16 protein-coding genes are annotated in these 21,502 nt (G+C 57.9%); 6 read left to right on the forward strand and 10 right to left on the reverse strand.

From position 1 onward, the window contains the following. The first annotated feature begins 1 nt into the window (after position 1). Positions 2 to 1,189: a pyridoxal phosphate-dependent aminotransferase gene (locus PMI30_RS06750; protein WP_008012882.1), complete on the forward strand. Its 1,188-nt coding sequence runs from the start codon at positions 2 to 4 to the stop codon at positions 1,187 to 1,189. Positions 1,190 to 1,318: 129 nt separating this feature from the next. Here PMI30_RS06750 and PMI30_RS06745 read toward each other — a convergent pair whose 3' ends face one another. The 5 genes from PMI30_RS06745 to PMI30_RS06725 all read right to left on the reverse strand — a co-directional run bounded on the left by PMI30_RS06745 (position 1,319) and on the right by PMI30_RS06725 (position 6,658). Further along, the gene (locus tag PMI30_RS06745) at positions 1,319 to 2,296 is read right to left on the reverse strand and encodes a 2-hydroxyacid dehydrogenase (protein WP_008012885.1); all 978 of its coding nucleotides are present in this window, start codon (positions 2,294 to 2,296) and stop codon (positions 1,319 to 1,321) included. A gap of 21 nt (positions 2,297 to 2,317) precedes the next feature. Then, the gene (locus PMI30_RS06740; protein ID WP_008012887.1) at positions 2,318 to 3,604 is read right to left on the reverse strand and encodes an MFS transporter; all 1,287 of its coding nucleotides are present in this window, start codon (positions 3,602 to 3,604) and stop codon (positions 2,318 to 2,320) included. A gap of 101 nt (positions 3,605 to 3,705) precedes the next feature. Continuing rightward, positions 3,706 to 4,692, reverse strand: coding sequence for a sugar kinase (locus PMI30_RS06735; protein ID WP_008012890.1), 987 nt, complete (start codon positions 4,690 to 4,692; stop codon positions 3,706 to 3,708). Beyond that, entirely contained in the window at positions 4,685 to 5,467 is a 783-nt protein-coding gene (locus PMI30_RS06730; RefSeq protein ID WP_008012892.1) for a sugar phosphate isomerase/epimerase family protein, read from the reverse strand. The genes PMI30_RS06735 and PMI30_RS06730 overlap by 8 nt, the downstream gene beginning before the upstream one ends. 165 nt (positions 5,468 to 5,632) lie before the next feature. Next, a complete protein-coding gene (locus PMI30_RS06725) occupies positions 5,633 to 6,658 on the reverse strand; it encodes a LacI family DNA-binding transcriptional regulator (RefSeq protein WP_008012893.1) in 1,026 nt (341 codons plus the stop codon). A 271-nt stretch (positions 6,659 to 6,929) separates the two neighbouring features. Between PMI30_RS06725 and PMI30_RS06720 the strand changes: the two genes are divergently transcribed. From PMI30_RS06720 to PMI30_RS06710, 3 genes are all read left to right on the forward strand, one after another. Then, positions 6,930 to 7,751 carry a hypothetical protein gene (locus tag PMI30_RS06720; RefSeq protein WP_008012895.1) on the forward strand — a complete coding sequence of 274 codons (822 nt, stop codon included), beginning with the start codon at positions 6,930 to 6,932 and terminating at the stop codon, positions 7,749 to 7,751. Positions 7,752 to 7,963: 212 nt separating this feature from the next. Further along, positions 7,964 to 10,018 carry a hypothetical protein gene (locus PMI30_RS06715; RefSeq protein WP_008012897.1) on the forward strand — a complete coding sequence of 685 codons (2,055 nt, stop codon included), beginning with the start codon at positions 7,964 to 7,966 and terminating at the stop codon, positions 10,016 to 10,018. A gap of 254 nt (positions 10,019 to 10,272) precedes the next feature. Continuing rightward, the gene (locus tag PMI30_RS06710) at positions 10,273 to 12,813 is read left to right on the forward strand and encodes an autotransporter outer membrane beta-barrel domain-containing protein (RefSeq protein ID WP_008012898.1); all 2,541 of its coding nucleotides are present in this window, start codon (positions 10,273 to 10,275) and stop codon (positions 12,811 to 12,813) included. A gap of 297 nt (positions 12,814 to 13,110) precedes the next feature. On the opposite strand, the gene PMI30_RS06705 is transcribed toward PMI30_RS06710, so the two are convergent. The 5 genes from PMI30_RS06705 to PMI30_RS06690 form a co-directional block, all read right to left on the reverse strand. Then, a complete protein-coding gene (locus PMI30_RS06705) occupies positions 13,111 to 13,539 on the reverse strand; it encodes a hypothetical protein (RefSeq protein ID WP_008012899.1) in 429 nt (142 codons plus the stop codon). A 187-nt stretch (positions 13,540 to 13,726) separates the two neighbouring features. Then, positions 13,727 to 13,861 (reverse strand): hypothetical protein, encoded by a 135-nt coding sequence (locus tag PMI30_RS31930; RefSeq protein ID WP_008012901.1) that lies wholly within the window; start codon positions 13,859 to 13,861, stop codon positions 13,727 to 13,729. A gap of 139 nt (positions 13,862 to 14,000) precedes the next feature. Continuing rightward, positions 14,001 to 14,642 (reverse strand): DUF1345 domain-containing protein, encoded by a 642-nt coding sequence (locus PMI30_RS06700; RefSeq protein WP_007900112.1) that lies wholly within the window; start codon positions 14,640 to 14,642, stop codon positions 14,001 to 14,003. A 172-nt stretch (positions 14,643 to 14,814) separates the two neighbouring features. Next, positions 14,815 to 17,913, reverse strand: coding sequence for an efflux RND transporter permease subunit (locus PMI30_RS06695; RefSeq protein WP_008012903.1), 3,099 nt, complete (start codon positions 17,911 to 17,913; stop codon positions 14,815 to 14,817). Between the two features lie 14 nt (positions 17,914 to 17,927). Next, complete coding sequence (locus PMI30_RS06690; RefSeq protein WP_008012906.1) at positions 17,928 to 19,085, reverse strand: efflux RND transporter periplasmic adaptor subunit; 1,158 nt, start codon at positions 19,083 to 19,085, stop codon at positions 17,928 to 17,930. Between the two features lie 296 nt (positions 19,086 to 19,381). Here PMI30_RS06690 and PMI30_RS06685 point away from each other — a divergent pair, with 296 nt between their 5' ends. Together PMI30_RS06685 and PMI30_RS06680 are read left to right on the forward strand one after the other, a co-directional pair. Continuing rightward, positions 19,382 to 20,083, forward strand: a complete 702-nt coding sequence (locus PMI30_RS06685) for a response regulator transcription factor (protein ID WP_008012908.1) — start codon at positions 19,382 to 19,384, stop codon at positions 20,081 to 20,083. A gap of 4 nt (positions 20,084 to 20,087) precedes the next feature. After that, positions 20,088 to 21,389: an ATP-binding protein gene (locus PMI30_RS06680; RefSeq protein ID WP_008012910.1), complete on the forward strand. Its 1,302-nt coding sequence runs from the start codon at positions 20,088 to 20,090 to the stop codon at positions 21,387 to 21,389. The last annotated feature ends 113 nt before the right edge of the window (positions 21,390 to 21,502 follow it).

Consider the following 21,502-nt stretch of genomic DNA (forward strand, 5'->3'; position numbering starts at 1 on the left):
CATGCGCTATTCAGCCTTGACCCAACGAATCGATGGTGACGGAGCGGCAGCCTGGAAGATTCATGATCGAGCGCTGGAATTGCGCGAGCAGGGCGTCGACGTGCTGCTGCTGTCGGTCGGCGACCCGGATTTCGATACACCGCTGCCGATCGTTCATGCCGCGATCGACAGCCTGTTGGCTGGCGACACCCATTACTCGGATGTACGCGGCACCCGCACACTGCGCAGCAGCATCGCCAGCCGTCATCAGCGGCGCAGCGGTCAGGAGGTGGATGCCGACCATGTGATCGTGCTGCCCGGTGCGCAGTGCGCGGTGTATTCGGTTGCCCAATGCCTGCTCGACCCAGGCGACGAAGTGATCGTTGCCGAACCGATGTACGTGACCTATGAAGGCGTGTTCGGCGCCTGCGGGGCCAGCGTGGTGCCGGTGGCGGTGCGTCCGGAGAACGGCTTTCGGGTTGAACCGGCGGATGTCGCGGCGCTGATCACCCCGAAAACCCGCGTCATCCTGCTCAACAGCCCGAACAACCCTTCCGGTGCCAGTCTGTCGTTGAAGAGTTGGCAGGCGTTGGCGGCGCTGTGTGTGCGGCACGACCTCTGGCTGATCAGTGACGAGGTCTACAGCGACCTGTTGTATGAAGGCGAGCACATCAGCCCGGCCAGTCTGCCGGGTATGGCCGAGCGCACGGCTACCCTCAACAGTTTGTCCAAATCCCATGCCATGAGTGGCTGGCGGGTGGGCTGGATGATCGGCCCCAAACCATTGGCTGAACACTTGATGCATCTGTCGCTGTGCATGCTGTTCGGGATTCCGGATTTCGTCCAGAAAGCAGCGCAAGTGGCGCTAGATAAAGATTTGCCGGAAGTGGCGCTGATGCGTGAGGAATATCGCCAGCGTCGCGATCTGGTGTGCGCGAGGCTGAGCGGTTGTCCGGGCATCCGGCCGATCAAACCCGATGGCGGGATGTTCGTGATGGTCGATGTGCGCCAGACCGGGCTCGGCGCGCAAGATTTTGCCGAGCGGCTGCTTGAAGTGTATGGCGTGTCGGTGCTGGCCGGCGAAGCCTTCGGGCCTAGCGCGGCGGGGCATATTCGCATTGGCCTGGTGGTGGATCAGGTGAGGCTGGCGGATGCGTGTCAGCGGATTGCGTCGTGTGCGGCGGAGTTGCTGCAGGTGCGGCGGGCCTGATCGATTTGTGTTGAATTTGATGGCCTCTTCGCGGGCAAGCCTCGCTCCTACAGGGGATTTGTGGTGTTCACAAAACCCTGTAGGAGCGAGGCTTGCCCGCGAAGACTGACTCACAGACGCCAAATGTCCTCAGCCCTTCCACGCCCGCCCATTCACCAGATTAGCCGGTCGCTCCCCAGCCAACGCCGCCAACAGATTCTCCACCGCACATCGGGCCATCGCCTCCCGCGTCTCATGCGTCGCCGACCCAATATGAGGCGTCGCCACCACGTTGTTCAACTGCAACAACGGCGAGTCATTCCCCAGCGGCTCACGCTCGAACACATCCAGCCCCGCCGCGCGAATCCGCTTTTGCTGCAACGCTTCGATCAGCGCCGCTTCGTTCACCACCTTACCCCGGGAAATGTTGATGAAGATCGTCTCGGGACGCATCAGGGCGAACTGTTCGGCGCCGATCAACCCTTCGGTTTCAGCGGTCAGCGGCAACGTCAGGCAAACGAAATCGGCCTGCTGCAGCAATTCGCCCAGGCTACGGTATTGCGCGTTGAATCGCTGCTCCACCGCCGGTTTCGGTGAATGGCTGTGATACAAAACCGGCATGCCAAAACCGAAATGCCCGCGTTGCGCCAATGCCTCACCGATCCGCCCCATGCCAATGATGCCCAGCGTCTTGCCGTGCACATCGCTGCCGAAATGCGCCGGGCCGATGTTGCGGTTCCACTGGCCGGTACGCACCATGTTCGCCAGTTCCACCACCCGCCGCGCGGTGGCCAGAATCAGCGCGAAACCGGTGTCGGCGGTGGTCTCGGTCAACACGTCCGGTGTGTTGCTGAGCAGAATCCGCCGTTCGGTCAGGTAGTCGATGTCGTAGTTGTCGACGCCGACGGACACGCTGGCAATGGCTTCCAGGTTTGGTGCCAGATCCAGTAACCCGGCGTCCAGTTTCAGACTGGCGCCGAGCAACCCTTGGGCGCGGGGCAGGGCCCGGCGCAGTTGCGCCAGGCCCTCGGCGTCGAGGCTGTCGATCAGCGTCACCTCGGTGTGCTCATGCAAGCGAGCCATCAGCAGCGGCGAGAGTTTCTTGTACAGCACAACCTGCTTTTTCATCGTCGTCATCTCTACATCAAATCAAGAATGAGCCGCCACCGGCCGGTGCACAGCGACCCGGTCACTGGCGCCGGGCTTGAGGAAAATCGTCAGCACCACCGACAGCAACAACGCGCCGCTCATCAGCAGATAAGAGGCACCGGGCGATCCGGTGGAGCTGTTCAGGTAACCGACCAGATAAGAGCCACCAAACGAACCGAGCGCGCCCATGCTGTTAATCAGCGCCATGGCCCCGCCTGCAACGTTGGCCGGAAGAATCTCCGGGACGATGGCGAAAAACGGTCCATAAGGTGCGTACATGCAGGCGCCGGCAATCACCAACAGCGTGTAGGACCACCAGAAATGTTCCGCGCCCAAGGCATAGGAGCCATAGAACGCAATCGAGGCGATCAGCAGCGGCGGCCAGACGAAGCGTTTGCGCTTTTGCAGTTTGTCCGAGCCCCAGGACACCAGCAGCATGCCGATCACCGCCGCCAGGTACGGCAACGCCGACAGCCAACCGGCTTCGATCATGTCCATTTTCGCCCCAGCCTTGAGGATCGACGGCAGCCACAGCACGAAACCATAGACGCCGATGCTCCAGCAGAAAAACTGCAAGGCGAGGATGATCACCTTCGGCGAGCGGAAGGCTTCGGCGTAGTTTTTCACCGCTTTGATGCCGACCTGTTCGGCGGCCAGGGCGCTTTCCAGGTCGTGCTTCTCCTGGTCGCTCAGCCACTTGGCCTGAGCCGGACGATCATCGGCCAGACGCCACCAGATAAATGCCCACAGCACCGCCGGCAAGCCTTCGATGATGAACATCCAGCGCCAGCTGAAATGCTGGATCAGGTAGCCCGACACTACCGACATCCAGAGCATGGTCACCGGGTTGCCGAGGATCAGGAAAGTGTTGGCGCGTGAGCGTTCGGCGCGGGTGAACCAATGGCACAGGTACACCAGCATCGCCGGCATCACCGCGGCTTCGACCACCCCGAGCATGAAGCGAATCACGATCAGCCAGTAGGCGTTGGAGACGATCCCGGTCAAGGTCGCCAGGCCACCCCAGAGGATCAGGCTGACGAAAATCAGTTTCTTCACGCTGTGCTTCTGGGCGTAGATCGCGCCCGGAATCTGGAAGAAGAAATAACCGAGGAAGAACAGCGCACCGAGCAGGGACGACAGCCCGGGGGTAATCATCAGGTCCGCCGCCATGCCGGAGGCGGCGGCGAACCCGTAGTTGGCGCGGTCCAGATACGCCAGGCTGTAGGTGATGAACACGATCGGCATGATGTACCACCAGCGGCGGGTGGCCAGTGTTGCGGTTTTCATAGTGATGCTCCTGAGCTTGTTGTTTTTGTCGCAGCAGGTAACGGTTTTGAATCGGTTTTTTGCGGTGACTGTCAGGGCCTCTTCGCGGGCAAGCCTCGCTCCTACGGGATCGCGCAAGACCTGTAGGAGCGAGGCTTGCCCGCGAAGACGGCCTCAAATTCAGCATCCATTTCGGCCCGATCGGGCAACCCCTCCATATCCCCACGGCTCTGCACCGCGCGGCTGCCGATCCAGTTGGCACGCTGCACGGCTTGGGCAATGCAGTGGTTTTCCAGCAGGGCACTGATCAGGCCGACGGCAAACCCGTCGCCGGCACCGACCGTATCGACCACCGTTTCCACCGGCACGCCTGCAACGAAACCTTCATCCAGATGGGTTCGGTAATACGCGCCGTGCGGCCCTAGTTTGATCACCACGGCTTCAGCGCCTTGGTCGAGGTAAAACGCCGCGATGTCGGCGGGGTCTTCGAAACCGGTGAGCAAGCGTCCTTCGCTCAAACCCGGCAGCACCCAATGGGCGAGAGCGGCGAGGCGGTTGATCTCGGTGATCATCTGTTGCTCGCTGGCCCACAGACTCGGGCGCAGGTTCGGGTCGAACGACACGCTACGCCCGGCATTGCGCATGCGGATCATCAGTTCGAAAGACATTTCCCGGGCCGATGCCGACAGCGCCGGGGGAATGCCCGTGGCGTGCAGATGCCTGGCCTCGAGCAGTTGCGGCGCAATGGACTGCACCGACAAATGACTGGCGGCCGACCCGCGTCGGAAGTACTCGACAACCGGATCGCTGCCATCATCGCAGCGGGACTTGAGCTGAAAACCGGTGGGGTGCGCCGGGTCAATGTCGATGTTGCTGCAATCCAGGCCTTCTTTCTCCAGCGTATCGATGACGAACCGACCCAGAGAGTCAGCACCCACCCGGCTCAGCCAGGCGACGTTAAGCCCCAACCGCGACAAGCCAATGGCGACATTACTGTCGGCGCCGGCAATGCGCTTGTGGAAGTGGCCGACGTCAGCCAGTTCACCGTTCTGCTCGGCGACGAACATCGCCATGGTTTCACCGAACGACAGAATATCGATCTCAGACATGAGCAGGCTCCAGGCGGGATTGACCGAGGCGGGCGAGGGTGGCGACGTGCTCGGTAGTCAACTGCACCAGGTCATCGCCTTGCAGCGGATACTCCGCCGCGCGCATCACGCCTTGATCCATGTGCCGTAGCAGTTGACCCCACAGATGCAGGTCGCTGGCGGCCGGCGGCACCGCTACCAATTTGCCGTCGGCCCGGCGAGCCACCGCTTTGCAGTGCACGTAACCGACGTGTCGGCCGAGTAAGCGCGCGGCACTGGCGGCGGACTGGTCATGCCATTGCCAGTTGCCGATGTCGAAGGTCATTTTGATCGGCAGCTGATGTTGTTCGACGTCGGCGAAGAAACGCTGGAACGGTTCGATGCGACCGCCGTGCAAGGTCTGGTCGTTTTCCACCAGCAGCTGCACCGGGCTCTGTTGCAACTGCAGCGCCAGTGTTTGCAGATCGTTGTTGTCGGTGAAATAGCCCAGGGAGACTTTCAGCCATTTGGCGCCGAATGCCTCGGCGCGCTTCAGGGTCGAGAGCAGTTCAGGATTGGGGGCCGACTGCCCGGCCAGCCACAATTCCATCGGTGAGGAATAGACGCTTTCGAGCCCCAGGGCCTGGCTGGCGTCGGCCAGTTGCGTGGGGCTTTCAAGGGTCAGCAACTCTTCGCGCCATTCGATGCGCGTGGCGCCAGCGGCGGCCAACACGCCGATAAACGAGCCCTGACCGCGTTCACGAACAAGGTCGGCGCCGTAGCTGGAAAGGCTGATGGAAACGGGTGGTTTGTTCATTGTTCTACACCTCTGAAACCGGTTTCATTTTTGGTCAAAAAAATATTGATGTGAGTTATGTGGTGATCTTTGGGGCCTCTTCGCGGGCAAGCCTCGCTCCTACAGGGATCTGTGGCGTTCACAAAACCGTAGGAGCGAGGCTTGCCCGCGAAGAGGCCCGAATATTCACCGAAGATTCCCCAGGGTTGACCCCCGAACAATCAACCGCGCCGGAAAATCCAGGGTCCGCACCGGCCCGTCATCCCCGCGCAGTCGCTTGAGCAAACACTCAAACGCACTCGCCCCAATCTCCGCCGTCGGCTGGGCCAGCGCGGTAATCCCGTTCCCCACCAGCGGATACCAATCCAGATCATCCAGGGCAATCAACCCGACATCCTCGAACAGATTGCACTTCAACTCACGCAACGAATGAGTGCTGGCCAGCGCGGCGATACCGTTGGCGCAAAACAGTGCTTTCGGACCAGGGCCAGGAGTTTGCAGAAAGGTTTTCAAACGAGCGGTCAGATCGCCGCCAGTTTCAACCACCGCCCCCGAGAGCGCCGGACGCTGCTCGATCTGCGCCTTGAAACTGCTGACCCGCTCGATCCGCGAACTGGTGCCGTCATACGGCTCGGTCACCAACAGCACATCGCGATAACCGCGTTCTTCAAGGTGGGCAACCGCCATCTCGACGGCGGCCGGATTGTCCAGCCCCACCAGATCGCTATCGAGCTGCTCGACCTTGCGATCCACCAGCACCATGGGCATTTCTTGATGTAACTCGCGCAGCTCATCGCGGTGATGGCCGAGGGTGTTCACGATCAAGCCTTCGATGTTGTACGAACGCAGCAACGCCAAGTGCTGGCGCTCCTGCTCATCATCGCGATCGGTGTTGCACACCACCAGGCTGTAACCGTGCTGACGGCAGGCGGTTTCCACCCCGTGCATCACGGCAATCGAATAAGGGTTACGGATATCGGCCACCAGCATACCGATCAGACGCGTGCGCCCACGTTTCAGGCCGCGGGCCATCTGGTTCGGGCGATAGCCCAATTCGCTGATCGCCTGCTCGATGCGCAAGGCAATGGCATCGGAGAGCAGGGCACGGTCGTCGCCAATGAAGCGCGAGACGCTGGCCTTGGACACGCCGGCGTGTTCGGCGACGTCGAGCATGGTCACGCGGCTGCGTTGGGCGGCGGAGAAGTCGTTCATGTTGGGCGACCTTGTTATTGGAATTATCAGGAGTCCAGTAATGTAAGCCTGAAACCGGTTTCATGAAGCACCAAATGCAAGGCCTGCGTCAAGTCGTCGCGGGATGATGCCAACCTGAACTGCCGTCACAATCCGACGAACGGCATTTATACCTGTCAGATCTGACAGTAGCCAATAAGAACACCCTCGGCGCCTAATCGATATCAAAGGACTGTGTGTTTTCAAGAGCGTGGGCATTAGCAACTTGTGCCATTCACTGAGGAATTTCCAGATGTCTATGGGCACTCAATCGACTGAAGAAAAATGTTCGCCCACGGCAAGCGAAGCATTGGCGGTTGAGATCACCGTGGATGGCGTTACAGATCCTGACGGCCTCATCCCTCTGCCGATTCTGATTAGCGGCACCATTGCCCGAATACCACGCTGGGCTGAAACGTCGTTTGATGACCATCTCGAAGTGTTTTGGCTTCAGGATGGCAGGGAGGAACTCCTGTTTGAGGACGAGTACCCGACGGGAATCGTTCCGCTGGAGATTGAAGTACCGATCCCGGCATCACGGATGGCCATGAATGGCATTGCATTGCTTTATTACATTGTGACTGCGTTCGGGATGCCCGATCCATCGCCGCGCAAACAATTGATTATCGATCACACTCAAGGACCTGAAGAGATACTTGTGAAGGCCATTTTTACCAACTTGACGGGAAATGGGTACTACAATTGCTTAACTCTTCCACCCTTGACATCGGGCATTATCATAATTATTCCAGCGCAGCCATTATCTCGTCCAGGTGATCAATTTTTCCTTCGCTTACAGGGCTATCGAACACTTAACGGGTCCCCAGGGGAAGATGGAAAAGACATAGTGCCAGAGGCGGTGGATACATTCGCCAGAGACTTGAATGCTAAGGAAGTTGCAGAAGGCTTTACTGAACTTGTGCCTTTTTCCCCCTGCATAGCGCCATTGCTCTATGACGACTCAATTACGGCGATCTATACCATTGCCAGGGGAGGTCGAATAATTGGAAGGTCTCGAGCCGCTCTGGCAAGGATAGATAGAGGTATTCCTGGCGACGCACCTTGTTACTCGTAAACAGTTTGTAGACGTTTCATTAGTGTGTTGGTGGCCAAAATTTAATGAGTATATAGCAAAGCACCATGAGCAATAAGCAAAGGGAAGTTTTTCATATTTGCTGATTCAGTCTGTGTTTTAACATTGCTTTCGCAGGAAAGCGGGCAAGTAGCTGTCGGGCTGATGGAGCAGGTCAAGCCATTTGGCTTAATGCGTAAAAGGAGAGCGTTAAAATGACTGCTAAAGAAAATACGGAAAATGATGATGAACGCAAAACGACTCGAACTGGGCTTTTTGCCGATCCGCCGGAAATTGTCGGCCAGATTGCCGGCGACGGCAGAATCCTGTTGGCAGAGTTGAATAAGCCCGCTATCAAAGTGACGTTAACTGAACTCAAAGACGGATTGTTTGGTGGCGGCATAGCAATGGTCATGGGAAATAAGGCTGGGCAACCTGAAAAAGAACTCGGAAAGATCAATATACCAGACGACTTTACAGACTTCTTTCCCGTTGATATCCCTGTGCTAAACAGTTTGATTCCAGATGACCCGGACATTCCGGGTCCAACGGAATATTACTGTCGCTTCCATATCATCGATGGGCTTGGCATTGAAGACTCCTCGACCCCTACTACATTTTTTGTCGACAAGAATGCACCCTATTATGTAAAGAAACCCTTCAGCAGAACGCCGCCGCCTTTCGCGATTTTTTTCAATCTGAATGTGGCTGGAGGGGAGGTGATTAACGAAGCCTGGGCCACTGCCAACTCTGGGGGGCTAGTGGTTCGCGTTGCAATAAACTACCCCAACCGTCAGGCCAATGATGAAATTACTTTTTGTATCGCTAATAGATCGGGCACGACCACAACCATGCCCGTCTTTTACCGCGGTCCGGTTACAGCTTCGGTGGATCCGCTTTTCGGAGAGTTCACGATTCCTCTCGTTGAGCTGAGGAAGCTTCCAAACGGAGGCTTGTTCCATCGCTATATGTGGCATGACGCGCCGAAAAACCCATCGCAGGACTCTGTTATCGCTGGCGCCCCCACGTTGCCGATCGCATTTCTGCCTCCCCCGGTGCTTAAGCCGCTTAGAGTTCCGGCGGCCGGCCCGGGTCATACGGAGGCCATCAGTCTTGGCACCTTTTTGCCTATTGGCACAGAGATTTTTGTCGAGATCGACTATCCAGATAACGGAGATCCGAAAGACCTTATAACCGTGACAGTCAAGGGAGACAAAGAGGTAGTGCTAGGTAGTGAAGAATTAGGCTCTCCTCCCGATCCGTTCAAAATGAAACTTACCTACGACATTCTGGATGAAGTGACTCAAGGTGCTACGGGGGAGAAGACCGTAGAAATCGCTTACACGTTGAAACGCGGCGCAGATGCTGCAATCCCATATCCAGAAACGACAATATTTGTCAATTTTGTATTTCCGGGGATACCTCCTGATCTGTTGCCCGAACTGGACAACGATAATCTGCTCCCGGTCGAAGTTCGCGGACGCGCGGGTGCTGGCGCCCCGAACCATCTGACAACGCTGGACATTAATCAGCCAATACGCTTCACCGCTACAAGGTGGGCAGGTGCGCCGAATCTAATAATGGATGCACTAATCACTTTCTACTGGGACGACAAGCCAGTAGGAACGAAGGAAATGAAAAATGCTGACGCAGCAGTCTTTATAGATGTTGAATACTCATTGATCTCGCCTACGGTGGGAAGCACCGAGTCTTATTACACCATTGAATACCCTGGTAATCCCAACATCATGCGGCAGTTGCCCAGGACTGACGTACTGGTCGAGACATTCGAGATCGCTCTGGATCCGCATAAAGGTCCATTTATTGTGCTGGGTGCCAAGCGGTATATCACCTGCAAAACAATGGTGCCTCGAACTGAAAACGCAGGGGTTACGACTGTACCTCCGCTCAAAGTGTCGGCGCCTGGCGGCCATCGCGATCTTCCGCCAGGAAGACCGGTCACCATGAAAATGGTGGGCTGGAAGGAGGAAACGCCCGTCACCCCGATCACCGGCGCGACTTTCACCGAAGCTAAAAACATGCCGGTAGGAGGAGCCGATCTTGACTACGATTTGCCTTACAGCCTTTTCAAGCTGATTCAGCAGGAGACACCAGAAGGTTCTCCGGTCACCTTCTATTTTGCGCAGATTTGGTACGAGATAGTGCTGGGTGGAACAACGTTCTCATCACCTAAAGAGATGCATCCTGTAAGGGTGCGTAATAGCAGTCTTGAGTACTGTGACGACTTGGGGGCGGGCAGTGACGGTTAATTAGCGGTTGGGCACCCAATCAATATGACTGACAAGATTTATGTTGGTTGGGTGTGATTTTGCCTACGGATTTTTACGATGAAGGCCACCAGAGATGAGTGTTCTGGAGACTTGTCCGTCGATATATGAAGATTAGTCCTACAGAGAAGTAACGGTTTCGCCTGTAGTCTTCGGCGCGCTTTCCATATTTATTGTCCGACGCTGGATTCGAGCTATTTCTTCTTTGGCGCTGGATATTACTAAGGGCTACTCGCATGCGTACCACGCCATCATTCAAATTCGACATTTTGGGTAATAAATGGGGGATTCCTTCCTTCACGCTGCTGATGTTGTCTGTCTCTGCCACTCACGCCGGTGTTCTGAATCCAGGGCAAAGCCAGACGATTGATAGCACCACTCCGTTTGAATCCTGGACGTTGAACCCAGGCTCCGAGCTGATTGCCAATGATGCACTCACTGGTGATATCGGAGCGGTAGGGGCGACGCTCGTGGTCAATGGGGGAAGCAATCAACAGATTGGTCTTGAACGACTGTCGGTCATGAACATGGTCGGGGGGACTGTTGAAAATACGTCGGGTTCCGGCGCGGCGATCCGCCTTGCCAGTAGCAGTGCGCAGATCACCAACAGCACAGTGACGAGCAATGCTACAGGCCTGTTATTGACACGTAACATTCAGGATCAATCCGGCTCCAGCGTGAAGTTGGTGAACAGCACCGTGACGGCTTCCAGTGTGGGGGCGCAGGTCAACGGTCTTGGTGTGCTCGATTTGATTGACAGTACCATCAACGCTACTGGTGCGACGTCGGACGGTGTCAGACTCCTGAATGGATCACTCTCGGCGATAAATAGCTCTATCAGCGGAGGAGACGCTGGTTTGCGCATCGGGAGCGAACCCGCTCGCGGGGAAGTTTCAACGGTAGTCCTGGATAACTCACGGATTGAAGGTCGAACTGGCCCCGCGATCTCTACCAGCTTGTTGAATTTGCAAGGCGCAAAGGCCAGCATTTATGTGCTGAACGGTTCCACATTGGTGGCAGGTAACGGCAACATATTGGAGATTAACAATGGGGCAACCGTCGGGCTCACCGTTGACCGCAGTTCACTTGTGGGTAATGTGGTGGTCGACTCCGGCAGCGCAGCCAGCACCCGTTTTCAAAATGGCGCCTCATTGACCGGTAATTTGCAAAACGTCGTTCAGGCCACACTCGATACTCAAAGCATTATGACCGGTGATGTACTAGCACAAGCCGGCAGTGGTGCTGCGGTAATGATCGACAATGGCGCTGTACTCAAGGGTAATGTGAACAAGGTCCTCAGTCTTTCGCTGGATCATGGTGGCAGCATGACTGGTGATGTCCTGACTGATATCGCTGGCACGGTCGTGCTGGACAATGGATCCACGCTAACTGGCCGAATTGATAATTCAACGGCTGTTCAAATCAGCAATGCTGGCCAGTGGGTGACCACAGGTAACAGCTCGGTGCAAAACCTGGCGCTTGAAGCCGGCGTTGTTCGCCTGGGGGATAAAGATGCTTTCCACCAACTGGATGTGGAGAATCTGTCGGGCAAGGGCATCTTCATCATGCACGCCGACGTGGATATCGACCGTACCGATTTCCTGAATGTCACGAAGAATGCCAGTGGTGAGCACACCCTTCAGGTGACGGCGAGTGGCACCAATCCGGCGAGTCCCGATGTGGTGAAGATCGGTAACATTGCTGGCGGCGATGCGAGCTTCGCCTTGAGTGGTCTGGTCGATGCAGGCTCACGCACTTATGGCTTGTTGAGGGAGGGTGAGGGACTGTTCCTTCAACCCAATCAGACTGTCAGTACGTCCACCAATGCGGTGCTGGCTATTGCAGGCAGCGCGCCGAGCATCTTGTATGGGGAAATGACCACACTCAACAGTCGCCTGGGTGATCGCCGTCTTGGTAGTGGTGGTGAAGATACATCGACCATGGCACGAAGCGATGCCTCGGTGAAAAACCTGAGCAACAGTGTATGGATGCGTACCTACGGCAACCAGTACAACGTTGCCAACGCTTACGGTGGTGGTTACACCCAGAACCAACAAGGTTTCGCGCTGGGTGCCGATACTCAAGCGCAACTCGGTGGTCAGCAATGGCTAATCGGGGCGTTCGTGGGATCGGGGCGCACCGACATAGACCTCAAAAACGGTTCCACGGCAACGGTGGACAGCCTCAATGCGGGTATCTATGGCACGTTGCTCGACATAGCCAGTGGCATGTATGTGGACGTGGTGGGCAAGGTCAACCAGTTTGACAACAAGGCCAAGGTCACGATGAGTGACGGCACCCGCAGCAAAGGTAACTATAAAAATCGGGGAGTCAGTGCAACTGTGGAAGTGGGCAAACACATTCGTTTTGATAACGGTAACTTTATTGAACCGTTTGCTCAGATGGGTCTTGCGGCAGTCGAGGGCAAACAATACCGGATGGATAATGGCCTGGAGGTTGATGCGGATGCTGCGCGCTCACTGCTGGGTAAAGTGGGGATGACCGTGGGCCGTGAGATCGCTCTGGATAACGGCAGCAAACTACAACCAAGGGTGCGAATGGCAATAGGGCACGAATTTGTAAAAAGTAACGATGTGCAGGTTAATGATGATGACTTTAACAGTGACCCTTCCAGTACCAGCCTTGAATATACAGTGGGAATGAACTGGATCCCGGCGCAGAAGAACTGGCAGGTCTATGGCGAATTGGGGGGTAGTAAAGGTAATACTATCGATCAGAACTGGAGTGGTAGTGTGGGCTTAAGCTACAACTTTTAATCGCGGCTTTCAGCTGCCGAAACTAAAACTCCCCGACTAATCTCAGGGTGTTTTTTTGTGGTGCGCCCAGCATCGGCGCAATCTTGTTGGTGAAAGTCCCGCCGTGAGCTGACCGCAGCGAACGAAGTGAAGCGCAACTGCATGAGGGCGACCGAGTGTGGGGAGCAAGCGTGAATCGAAGCCGTGATGGGACTGGTGCGGCTCTAATAACCTCAATCTCTCGAACCGCCCGGTGCGGACCCGCATGCCAGGGGAGCGGCCTATGAAGGCCGCCCCTATGCCGATTGTTGTGGTGAGTCATGGAAGCAACATGTCGAAGCAACCATCAACCTTTAGTGTTGTATCGTGATTGTCATCCTCGACCGTGACGTCGAACGTAGCGGCCACGGAGGTGGGCTCGCTAGATTCGAAGAGCGTGATAGAACCTGAAATCCCTACATAGACGACGTTGTTTTCGCTACGGGCATCGATGTACTCGAAATGCACCGGAAAGTCAGTATCGGTCAATGAGTAAGTTTTGTATTCCAAAGCTTTCGGAAGAATTATCCGAATTTCCCTATAACTCAAATCCACTTCGCGCTGAGTGGCTGAAAAAACAAGATGTTCATCAAATGGTGGTGGGAAGTCAGCGTCCTTTACTTCCCTTTGATTAGCTTCGAAGAAGGCTTCATTAATGGTGCCGATAAAATACGGTGCCACGGGCTTTAGTTGGGCATTTGTTCTCATAATATAATCCTCTATGCAAGTGTGAGGTATCCAAAGGCCTGATCGGGACCCTGCTTATGGATAAGCTATCAGAGCTGATTACATCGTGGCTGTAAACTGTCATACCTGATAGTTTACAGCCACCTTGAAGTGTGATCCTTTTCCGCTATTTTGATGGGGTGTTAACAAACAGCTAACCGACCCGATTTCATATGGCAGAGAGTTCGGTGATCAGTGCCCCAGCCCATGTCGACCCTAATAACAGCCAGTTGGTTAGCGTTGCGGAAAACGTGCCGGTGGTTTCTTTCGGTTGATTGTTCGGAGGCAGAGAAAGCTTTTTCATGATCGATCCTTCGGTGACATCGAGAGGGCCGGCAATAGCGTGTCGGCGACATGTCCGATCATTTATCAGGGGAAACGCAAAATCTACTGTCATAAATGACAGCTATAAAAGCCAGGTTTGTTATCGCGAGTCAGAAAAATCAGCCGAAAAGCCCCGCCGCAATATTGATCGAAAACCCCAGAATCGCCGTATTAAACACAAACCCGATCAACGATTGCGCCAGCACGATCTTGCGCAGATCCCGCGTCGCTACGCCGACGTCGGCCGTCTGCACCGCCACACCGATGGTGAACGAGAAGTACAGAAAGTCCCAGTAATTGGGCGTTGTCAGCCCCTCGGCAAATCGCAGCGCCGGTTCCTTGCCGTTCCAGGTGTAATACAACCTTGCGTAGTGCACGCTGAAAATCACCCCGATCAGCAGCCATGAACCGATTACCGTCAGCGCCGTGAAGCCGTAACGCAGCAGTTTGCGGGTGGTTTCCAGATCCCTGCTGCCGGCGAGTTCGAAGGTGATGGTGGCGAGGCTGGCCAGTGCCGCGATGCTCACCAGCAGCAACACCAGACCGGCGTTTTCGTCTTCGACTTCGGCAATGCGTTTGACGTCCGGAGCCTTGGCACGCATGGTGAGCCAGAGCATCAGCACCAGATAGGTCCAGACCCCGGCGTTCCAGCCGATGAGGATTTTGCTGATGATTGAGTCTGCGGGGGCCAGAATGCCGACCGCGACGCCGAGTGTGGCTGCGGCGGACAGGCGTGGGTGGGTGCGGGCGAGTAGGGGCATGAGAACTCGATGGGTCTGGGTGTCTAAACACCTTAGCCCAGGTTGTGACCACAACGATAATCCCTTGTAGGAGCGAGGCTTGCCCGCGAAGGCGGTGTGTCAGTCGACATTAATGTTGAATGTGACGGCCTCTTCGCGGGCAAGCCTCGCTCCTACAGGGATGGGTTGTGGGTTAGATGTTTTTGTGGCGCTTGCGTACGAGCTTCATCACCACGACGAAGAAGACTGGGACGAACACCACCGCCAGGGTCGCGGTGATCATTCCGCCAATCACCCCGGTGCCGATGGCTTGCTGGCTCGCCGAGCTGGCCCCGGTGGCGATCGCCAGCGGTACCACGCCAAGGATGAACGCCAGCGACGTCATGACAATCGGCCGAAGGCGCAGGCGCGCGGCTTGCAGGGTGGCGTCGATCAGGTCGTGGCCTTCGTCGTACAGGCTTTTGGCGAATTCGATGATCAGGATCGCGTTCTTCGCCGACAGACCAATGATGGTGATCAGCCCGACTTTGAAGAACACGTCATTGGGCATCCCGCGCAACGTCACCGCCAAAACCGCGCCGAGTACACCCAGCGGCACCACCAGCAGTACAGAAGTCGGAATCGACCAACTCTCATACAGCGCCGCCAGGCACAGGAACACGATCAGCAGCGACAGCGCGAGCAGAATCGGTGCCTGGCTGCCGGACAAGCGTTCCTGCAACGACAGCCCGGTCCATTCCTGACCCAACCCCGCCGGGCCTTGCGCCACCAGTCGTTCGATTTCCGCCATGGCTTCGCCGGTGCTGTAACCGGGAGCCGGTTCGCCGGAGATGCTGATAGCCGGGTAGCCGTTATAACGGGTTAACTGCGCCGGCCCCTGGGTCCAGTTGGCCCGAACGAAGGCCGACAACGGCACCATGTTCTCGGCGTTGTTGCGTACGTGAATCTTCAGCAGGTCGTCGACCTGACTGCGCTGATCGCCTTCAGCCTGGACCACTACTCGCTGCATCCTTCCCTGGTTGGGGAAGTCATTGATGTAGGCCGAACCCACGGCGGTGGACAGCACGTTGCCGATGTCGGCAAACGAAATGCCCAGGGCGTTGGCTTGCTTGCGGTCGACTTCCAGTTGCACCTGCGGTGCTTCGGCGAGGGCGCTTTCGCGTACGTTCATCAAAACCGGGCTGTTCTCGGCGGAGGCCAGTAATTGGCTGCGCGCCTGCATCAGCGTGGCATGGCCCAGACCGCCACGGTCCTGCAGGCGGAACTCGAAACCGCTGGACGTGCCGAGGCCATCGACCGGCGGCGGCAGGACCGCAAAGGCCATGGCGTCCTTGATCTGACTTAGTGCGATGTTGGCGCGGTCGGCAATCGAACTCGCTGAGTCGTCGCTGCCCCGATCCGACCAATCCTTGAGCGTGGTAAACGCCAGTGCGGCGTTCTGCCCGCTGCCGGAGAAGCTGAAACCGAGAATCACCGTGCTGTCGCCGACGCCCGGTTCGGTGGCGTTGTGCGCTTCGATCTGCTCGACCACCTGCACCGTGCGGTTCTTGCTCGCACCCGGTGGCAGTTGAATGTCGGTGATCGTGTAACCCTGGTCTTCCACCGGCAGGAACGAGGAGGGCAGGCGACTGAAGCACAGCCCCAGACCGATCAGCAGCACGCCGTAGATCAACAGGTAACGCCCGGTGCGTTTCAACGCATACGCGACCCAGCCCTGATAGCGCTCGGTCAGTTGCTCGAAGCGCCGGTTGAACCAGCCGAAGAAGCCGCCCTTGGCGTGATGTTCGCCCTGGGCAATCGGTTTGAGCAGCGTCGCACACAGCGCCGGGGTCAAGGTCAGGGCGAGGAATGCCGAGAACAGGATCGACGTGGCCATGGAGAGCGAGAACTGCTGGTAAATCACCCCGACCGAGCCCTGCATGAACGCCATCGGAATGAACACCGCCACCAGCACCAGGGTGATGCCGATGATCGCCCCGGTGATCTGCTTCATCGCCTTGCGAGTCGCCTCCTTGGGCGACAGGCCTTCGGTGGCCATGATCCGCTCGACGTTTTCCACCACCACAATGGCGTCGTCCACCAGAATGCCGATGGCCAGCACCATGCCGAACATGGTCAGCACGTTGATCGAGAAGCCCAGCGCGAGCATGGTCGCGAAAGTCCCCATCAACGCCACCGGCACCACCAGCGTCGGGATCAGCGTATAGCGTATGTTTTGCAGGAACAGGAACATCACCGCAAACACCAATATCATCGCTTCGCCGAGGGTGTAGACCACCTTGGTGATCGAGACTTTGACGAAGGGCGAGGTGTCGTACGGAATCTTGTATTCCACGCCGGCCGGGAAGTAGCGCGCCAGTTCATCCATCTTCGCCCGCACCAGCGTCGCGGTGCTCAGGGCATTGGCGCCCGGCGACAGTTGCACGCTGACGGCGGTGGACGGCTTGCCGTTCAGGCGCGTGGAAAACTGATATTCCTGGCTGCCGATCTCGACCCGCGCGACATCACGGATGCGCACGGTCGAGCCGTCAGGGTTGGCCTTGAGCACGATGTCGGCGAATTCTTCAGGCGTCGACAGCTGACCTTTGACCAGAATGGTCGCGGTGATTTCCTGAGTGGTGCGAGTCGGCAAGTCGCCGATGCTGCCCGCGGAAACCTGAGCATTTTGCGCAACGATGGCGGCGTTGACATCGGCCGGGGTCAGGTTGAAGCCAATCAGTTTCTGCGGATCGATCCAGATCCGCATCGCCCGTTCGGCACCATACAACTGGGCCTTGCCGACGCCGTCCAGGCGCTTGATCTCGTTCATCACGTTGCGCGCCAGGTAATCGCTGAGCGCCACGTCGTCGAGTTTGCCGTCGCTGGAGGTGAGGGTGATCAGCAGCAGGAAACCGGCGGAGACTTTCTCCACCTGCAAGCCCTGTTGAGTCACCGCTTGCGGCAAGCGCGACTCCACAACCTTGAGGCGGTTTTGCACGTCGACCTGCGCCATTTCCGGGTCAGTGCCCGGCTGGAACGTCGCGGTGATGGTGGCGCTGCCGAGGCTGCTCTGGGATTCGAAATACAGCAGATGATCAGCGCCGTTGAGCTCTTCCTCGATCAGGCTGACCACGCTTTCGTCCACGGTCTGTGCCGAAGCGCCCGGGTAGGTGGCGTAGATTTCGACTTTCGGCGGCGCAACGTTCGGGTACTGCGCCACCGGCAACTGCACAATGGCCAACGCACCGGCCAGCAGGATGAACAAGGCGATCACCCAAGCGAACACCGGGCGGTCGATAAAGAACTGCGGCATAAAAAGCGTCCTGCTTACTGACCAGAAACCTGGGCAAGTGGAAGAGGGGTGTTGTCGATCTGGACTTTTTCACCGGGACGCGCGTGTTGCAGGCCCTCAGTGACGATGCGGTCGCCGGGCTTGAGACCGCCAGTGACGATCCAGCGATCGTTCTGCACCGGGCCCAGTTCGACCGGTTGCTGGCCGACCCGCTGCTCGGCGTCGAGCAACAGCACTTGGGCAACGCCGGCGCTGTCACGCTGAATGGCCCGTTGCGGCACGCTGATGCCTTGCTGATTGAACGCTTGCTCCAGACGCACGCGAACGAAGCTGCCCGGCAGCAAGTCGAGGTCCGGGTTGGGGAATTCGCTGCGCAGAATGATCTGACCGGTGCCCGGGTCGACGGTGATGTCGGTGAACAGCAACTTGCCCGGCAGCGGGTAGAGGCTGCCGTCGTCCTGAATCAATGTGGCTTTGGCCTGGCCCTGGCCCACTTCCTTTAACTGGCCGGAACGGAATGCGCGGCGCAGTTCGTTGAGTTCACGGGTCGATTGCGTCAGGTCCGCATGGATCGGGTTCAACTGCTGAATCAATGCCAAAGGGGTGGTTTCGTTCTGCCCGACCAGCGCGCCTTCGGTCACCAGTGCGCGGCCGATGCGTCCGGAAATCGGCGCCGTGACGGTGGCATAACCCAGGTTCAGTTTCGCTCGCTCCACGGCGGCTTTGTTGGCAGCGACATCGGCGGCGGTCTGCCGGGCATTGGCCCGGGCGTTGTCATAATCCTGGCCGCTGATGGCGTTGCCTTCGATCAACTGGGCGTAACGCTGCTCTTGCAGTCTGGCCTGGAACGCATTGGCCTCGGCCTTGCGCAGCGCCGCCTCGGCGCTGTCCAGGTCGGCCTTGAACGGTGCCGGGTCGATACGGAAGAGAACGTCGCCTTTTTTTACATCGCTGCCTTCACGGAAGGCCTGCTGCAACACCACGCCGGCAACACGGGCGCGCACTTCGGCGATCCGTGGCGCGACAATCCGCCCGCTCAGTTCGCTGCTGATCGATAGAGGGCGGGCTTGTATGGTTTCGATCCGCACGGTGGCCAGTGGTGCCTGTTCTTCGGCGGTCGAGGACTGGTCACAAGCGCTCAGCGTCAACGCCAGTGCAATCAGGCTGAGCGTGGCAAGCAGGTTCTTTGACATGTGAATACCCCAATAATGACCTCCCGCATCCTACGGGGAGCCGATCAAGCTAGCGGTGAAGCTTTGTAGGCGCTGTGTGAAATTGTGTAAGGGTTTTGCTCATGGGCGTGTGAGGGCGTATATCCTTGGCGACTTGATTCCTTTGCGCCTGGTAAATCGCTATCGCGAGCAGGCTCGCTCCCACAGTGGTCCGGTTGTGCTCACAGAATTTGTGTTCACATGAAATCCCCTGTGGGAGCGAGCCTGCTCGCGATGACGATCTATCCGGCGCCACAGCACTTTTCTGGAAACACCCCATGCCCAACATCCTCCTGGTCGAAGACGACACCGCGCTCTCCGAACTGATTGCCAGCTACCTGGAACGCAACGGCTATTGCGTCAGCGTGATCAGCCGTGGCGATCATGTGCGCGAACGGGCGCGGGTCAATCCTCCGGACCTGGTGATTCTCGATCTGATGCTGCCGGGGCTCGACGGTTTGCAGGTCTGCCGCTTGCTGCGGGCCGATTCGGCGACCTTGCCGATCCTGATGCTCACCGCCCGCGATGACAGCCACGATCAGGTGCTGGGCCTGGAAATGGGCGCCGACGACTACGTCACCAAACCTTGCGAACCACGGGTGTTGCTGGCCCGGGTGCGGACCTTGCTGCGCCGCAGCAGCCTCAGCGAACCGATGACCGCCAACGACCGCATTCTCATGGGCAATCTGTGCATCGACCTGTCCGAGCGCACCGTGACCTGGCGCGAGCAACTGGTCGAGCTGTCCAGCGGTGAATACAACCTGCTGGTGGTGCTGGCCCGGCATGCCGGCGAAGTACTGAGCCGAGACCAGATACTGCAACGCTTGCGCGGTATCGAATTCAACGGCACCGACCGCTCGGTGGACGTGGCGATCTCCAAGCTGCGGCGCAAGTTCGACGACCACGCCGGCGAGGCGCGCAAGATCAAAACCGTGTGGGGCAAGGGTTACTTGTTCAGTCGCTCCGAGTGGGAATGCTGAGTCGATGTTCAGAATTCTGTTTCGCCTCTATCTGGTGACCATTGTCTCGTTCAGCGCAGCGATCTACCTGGTGCCGGACCTGGTGATCCAGGTTTTCCATGAGCGCTTCGTGACCTATAACCTCGATTATTCCCGAGGCTTGCAAACGCTGATTGCCAAGCAGTTTCGCGCCGTGCCTTCAGAGCAGTGGCCAGCGCTGGCAGCTGAGATGGACAAGGAATTCCAGCCGCTGCACATCGTGCTGAACCGCAACGACGACGCCGAATTCACCCTCGATGAACGGGAACGCTTGCGGCGCGGTGAGAACGTGGTGCGCATCGGTGATTGGGGCTGGCGTACTCTGGCGGTGGCACCGTTGAACGAGCAGATGGTGGTGAAAATGGTCGTGCCGCCCGACCCGACGGACGTCAGTTGGCTGTACTGGAGCATCAACGTGCTGATCGGCGCGACCATGCTCGCCTGTCTGTTGCTGTGGTTGCGCCCGCACTGGCGCGACCTGGAACGCCTCAAAGGTACCGCCGAACGTTTCGGCAAGGGCCACCTGAGCGAGCGCACACAGATTTCCCCCAGCTCCAACATCGGCAGCCTGGCCAACGTGTTCGACACCATGGCCGGCGATATCGAAAACCTGCTCAATCAGCAGCGCGATCTGCTCAATGCTGTGTCCCACGAACTGCGCACGCCACTGACGCGACTGGATTTCGGCCTGGCCCTGGCGCTGTCCGACGACTTGCCGGCCACCAGCCGCGAACGTCTGCAAGGCTTGGTCGCGCACATTCGCGAACTGGATGAGCTGGTGCTGGAATTGCTGTCTTACAGCCGATTGCAAAACCCGGCGCGGCTGCCGGAACAGGTCGACGTGTCGCTGGATGAATTCATCGACAGTATTCTGGGCAGCGTCGATGAAGAGCTTGAGTCACCGGAGATCGTTATCGATGTGCTGCTCAACGGCCAGCTCGAACGCTTCTCGCTGGACCCGCGACTGACCGCCCGGGCGCTCCAGAACCTGCTGCGCAATGCGATGCGCTATTGCGAAAAACGGATTCAGATCGGCGTGCAGGTGTGCCCCAAGGGCTGTGAGATCTGGGTGGATGACGATGGCATCGGCATTCCGGAAGAAGAGCGGGAGCGGATTTTCGAGCCGTTTTATCGGCTGGACCGCAGCCGGGATCGCGCCACTGGCGGGTTTGGGTTGGGCTTGGCGATCAGCCGCCGGGCCCTGGAAGCACAGGGCGGCACACTCACCGCGCAACCGTCGCCGCTGGGTGGCGCGCGGTTTCGACTCTGGTTGCCGACACCTGCCTGAGTCTTACGACTTCCCTGTGGTGAGGGGGCTTGCCCCCGTTCGGCTGCGCAGCAGTCGCCAATCCGTCATCCGCGATGTGAATGAAGAAATGCAGGGGGCCGCTTCGCGACCCA

It is taken from the genome of Pseudomonas sp. GM50 (assembly GCF_000282375.1).
In the GTDB taxonomy this organism is placed as follows: Bacteria; Pseudomonadota; Gammaproteobacteria; order Pseudomonadales; family Pseudomonadaceae; genus Aquipseudomonas.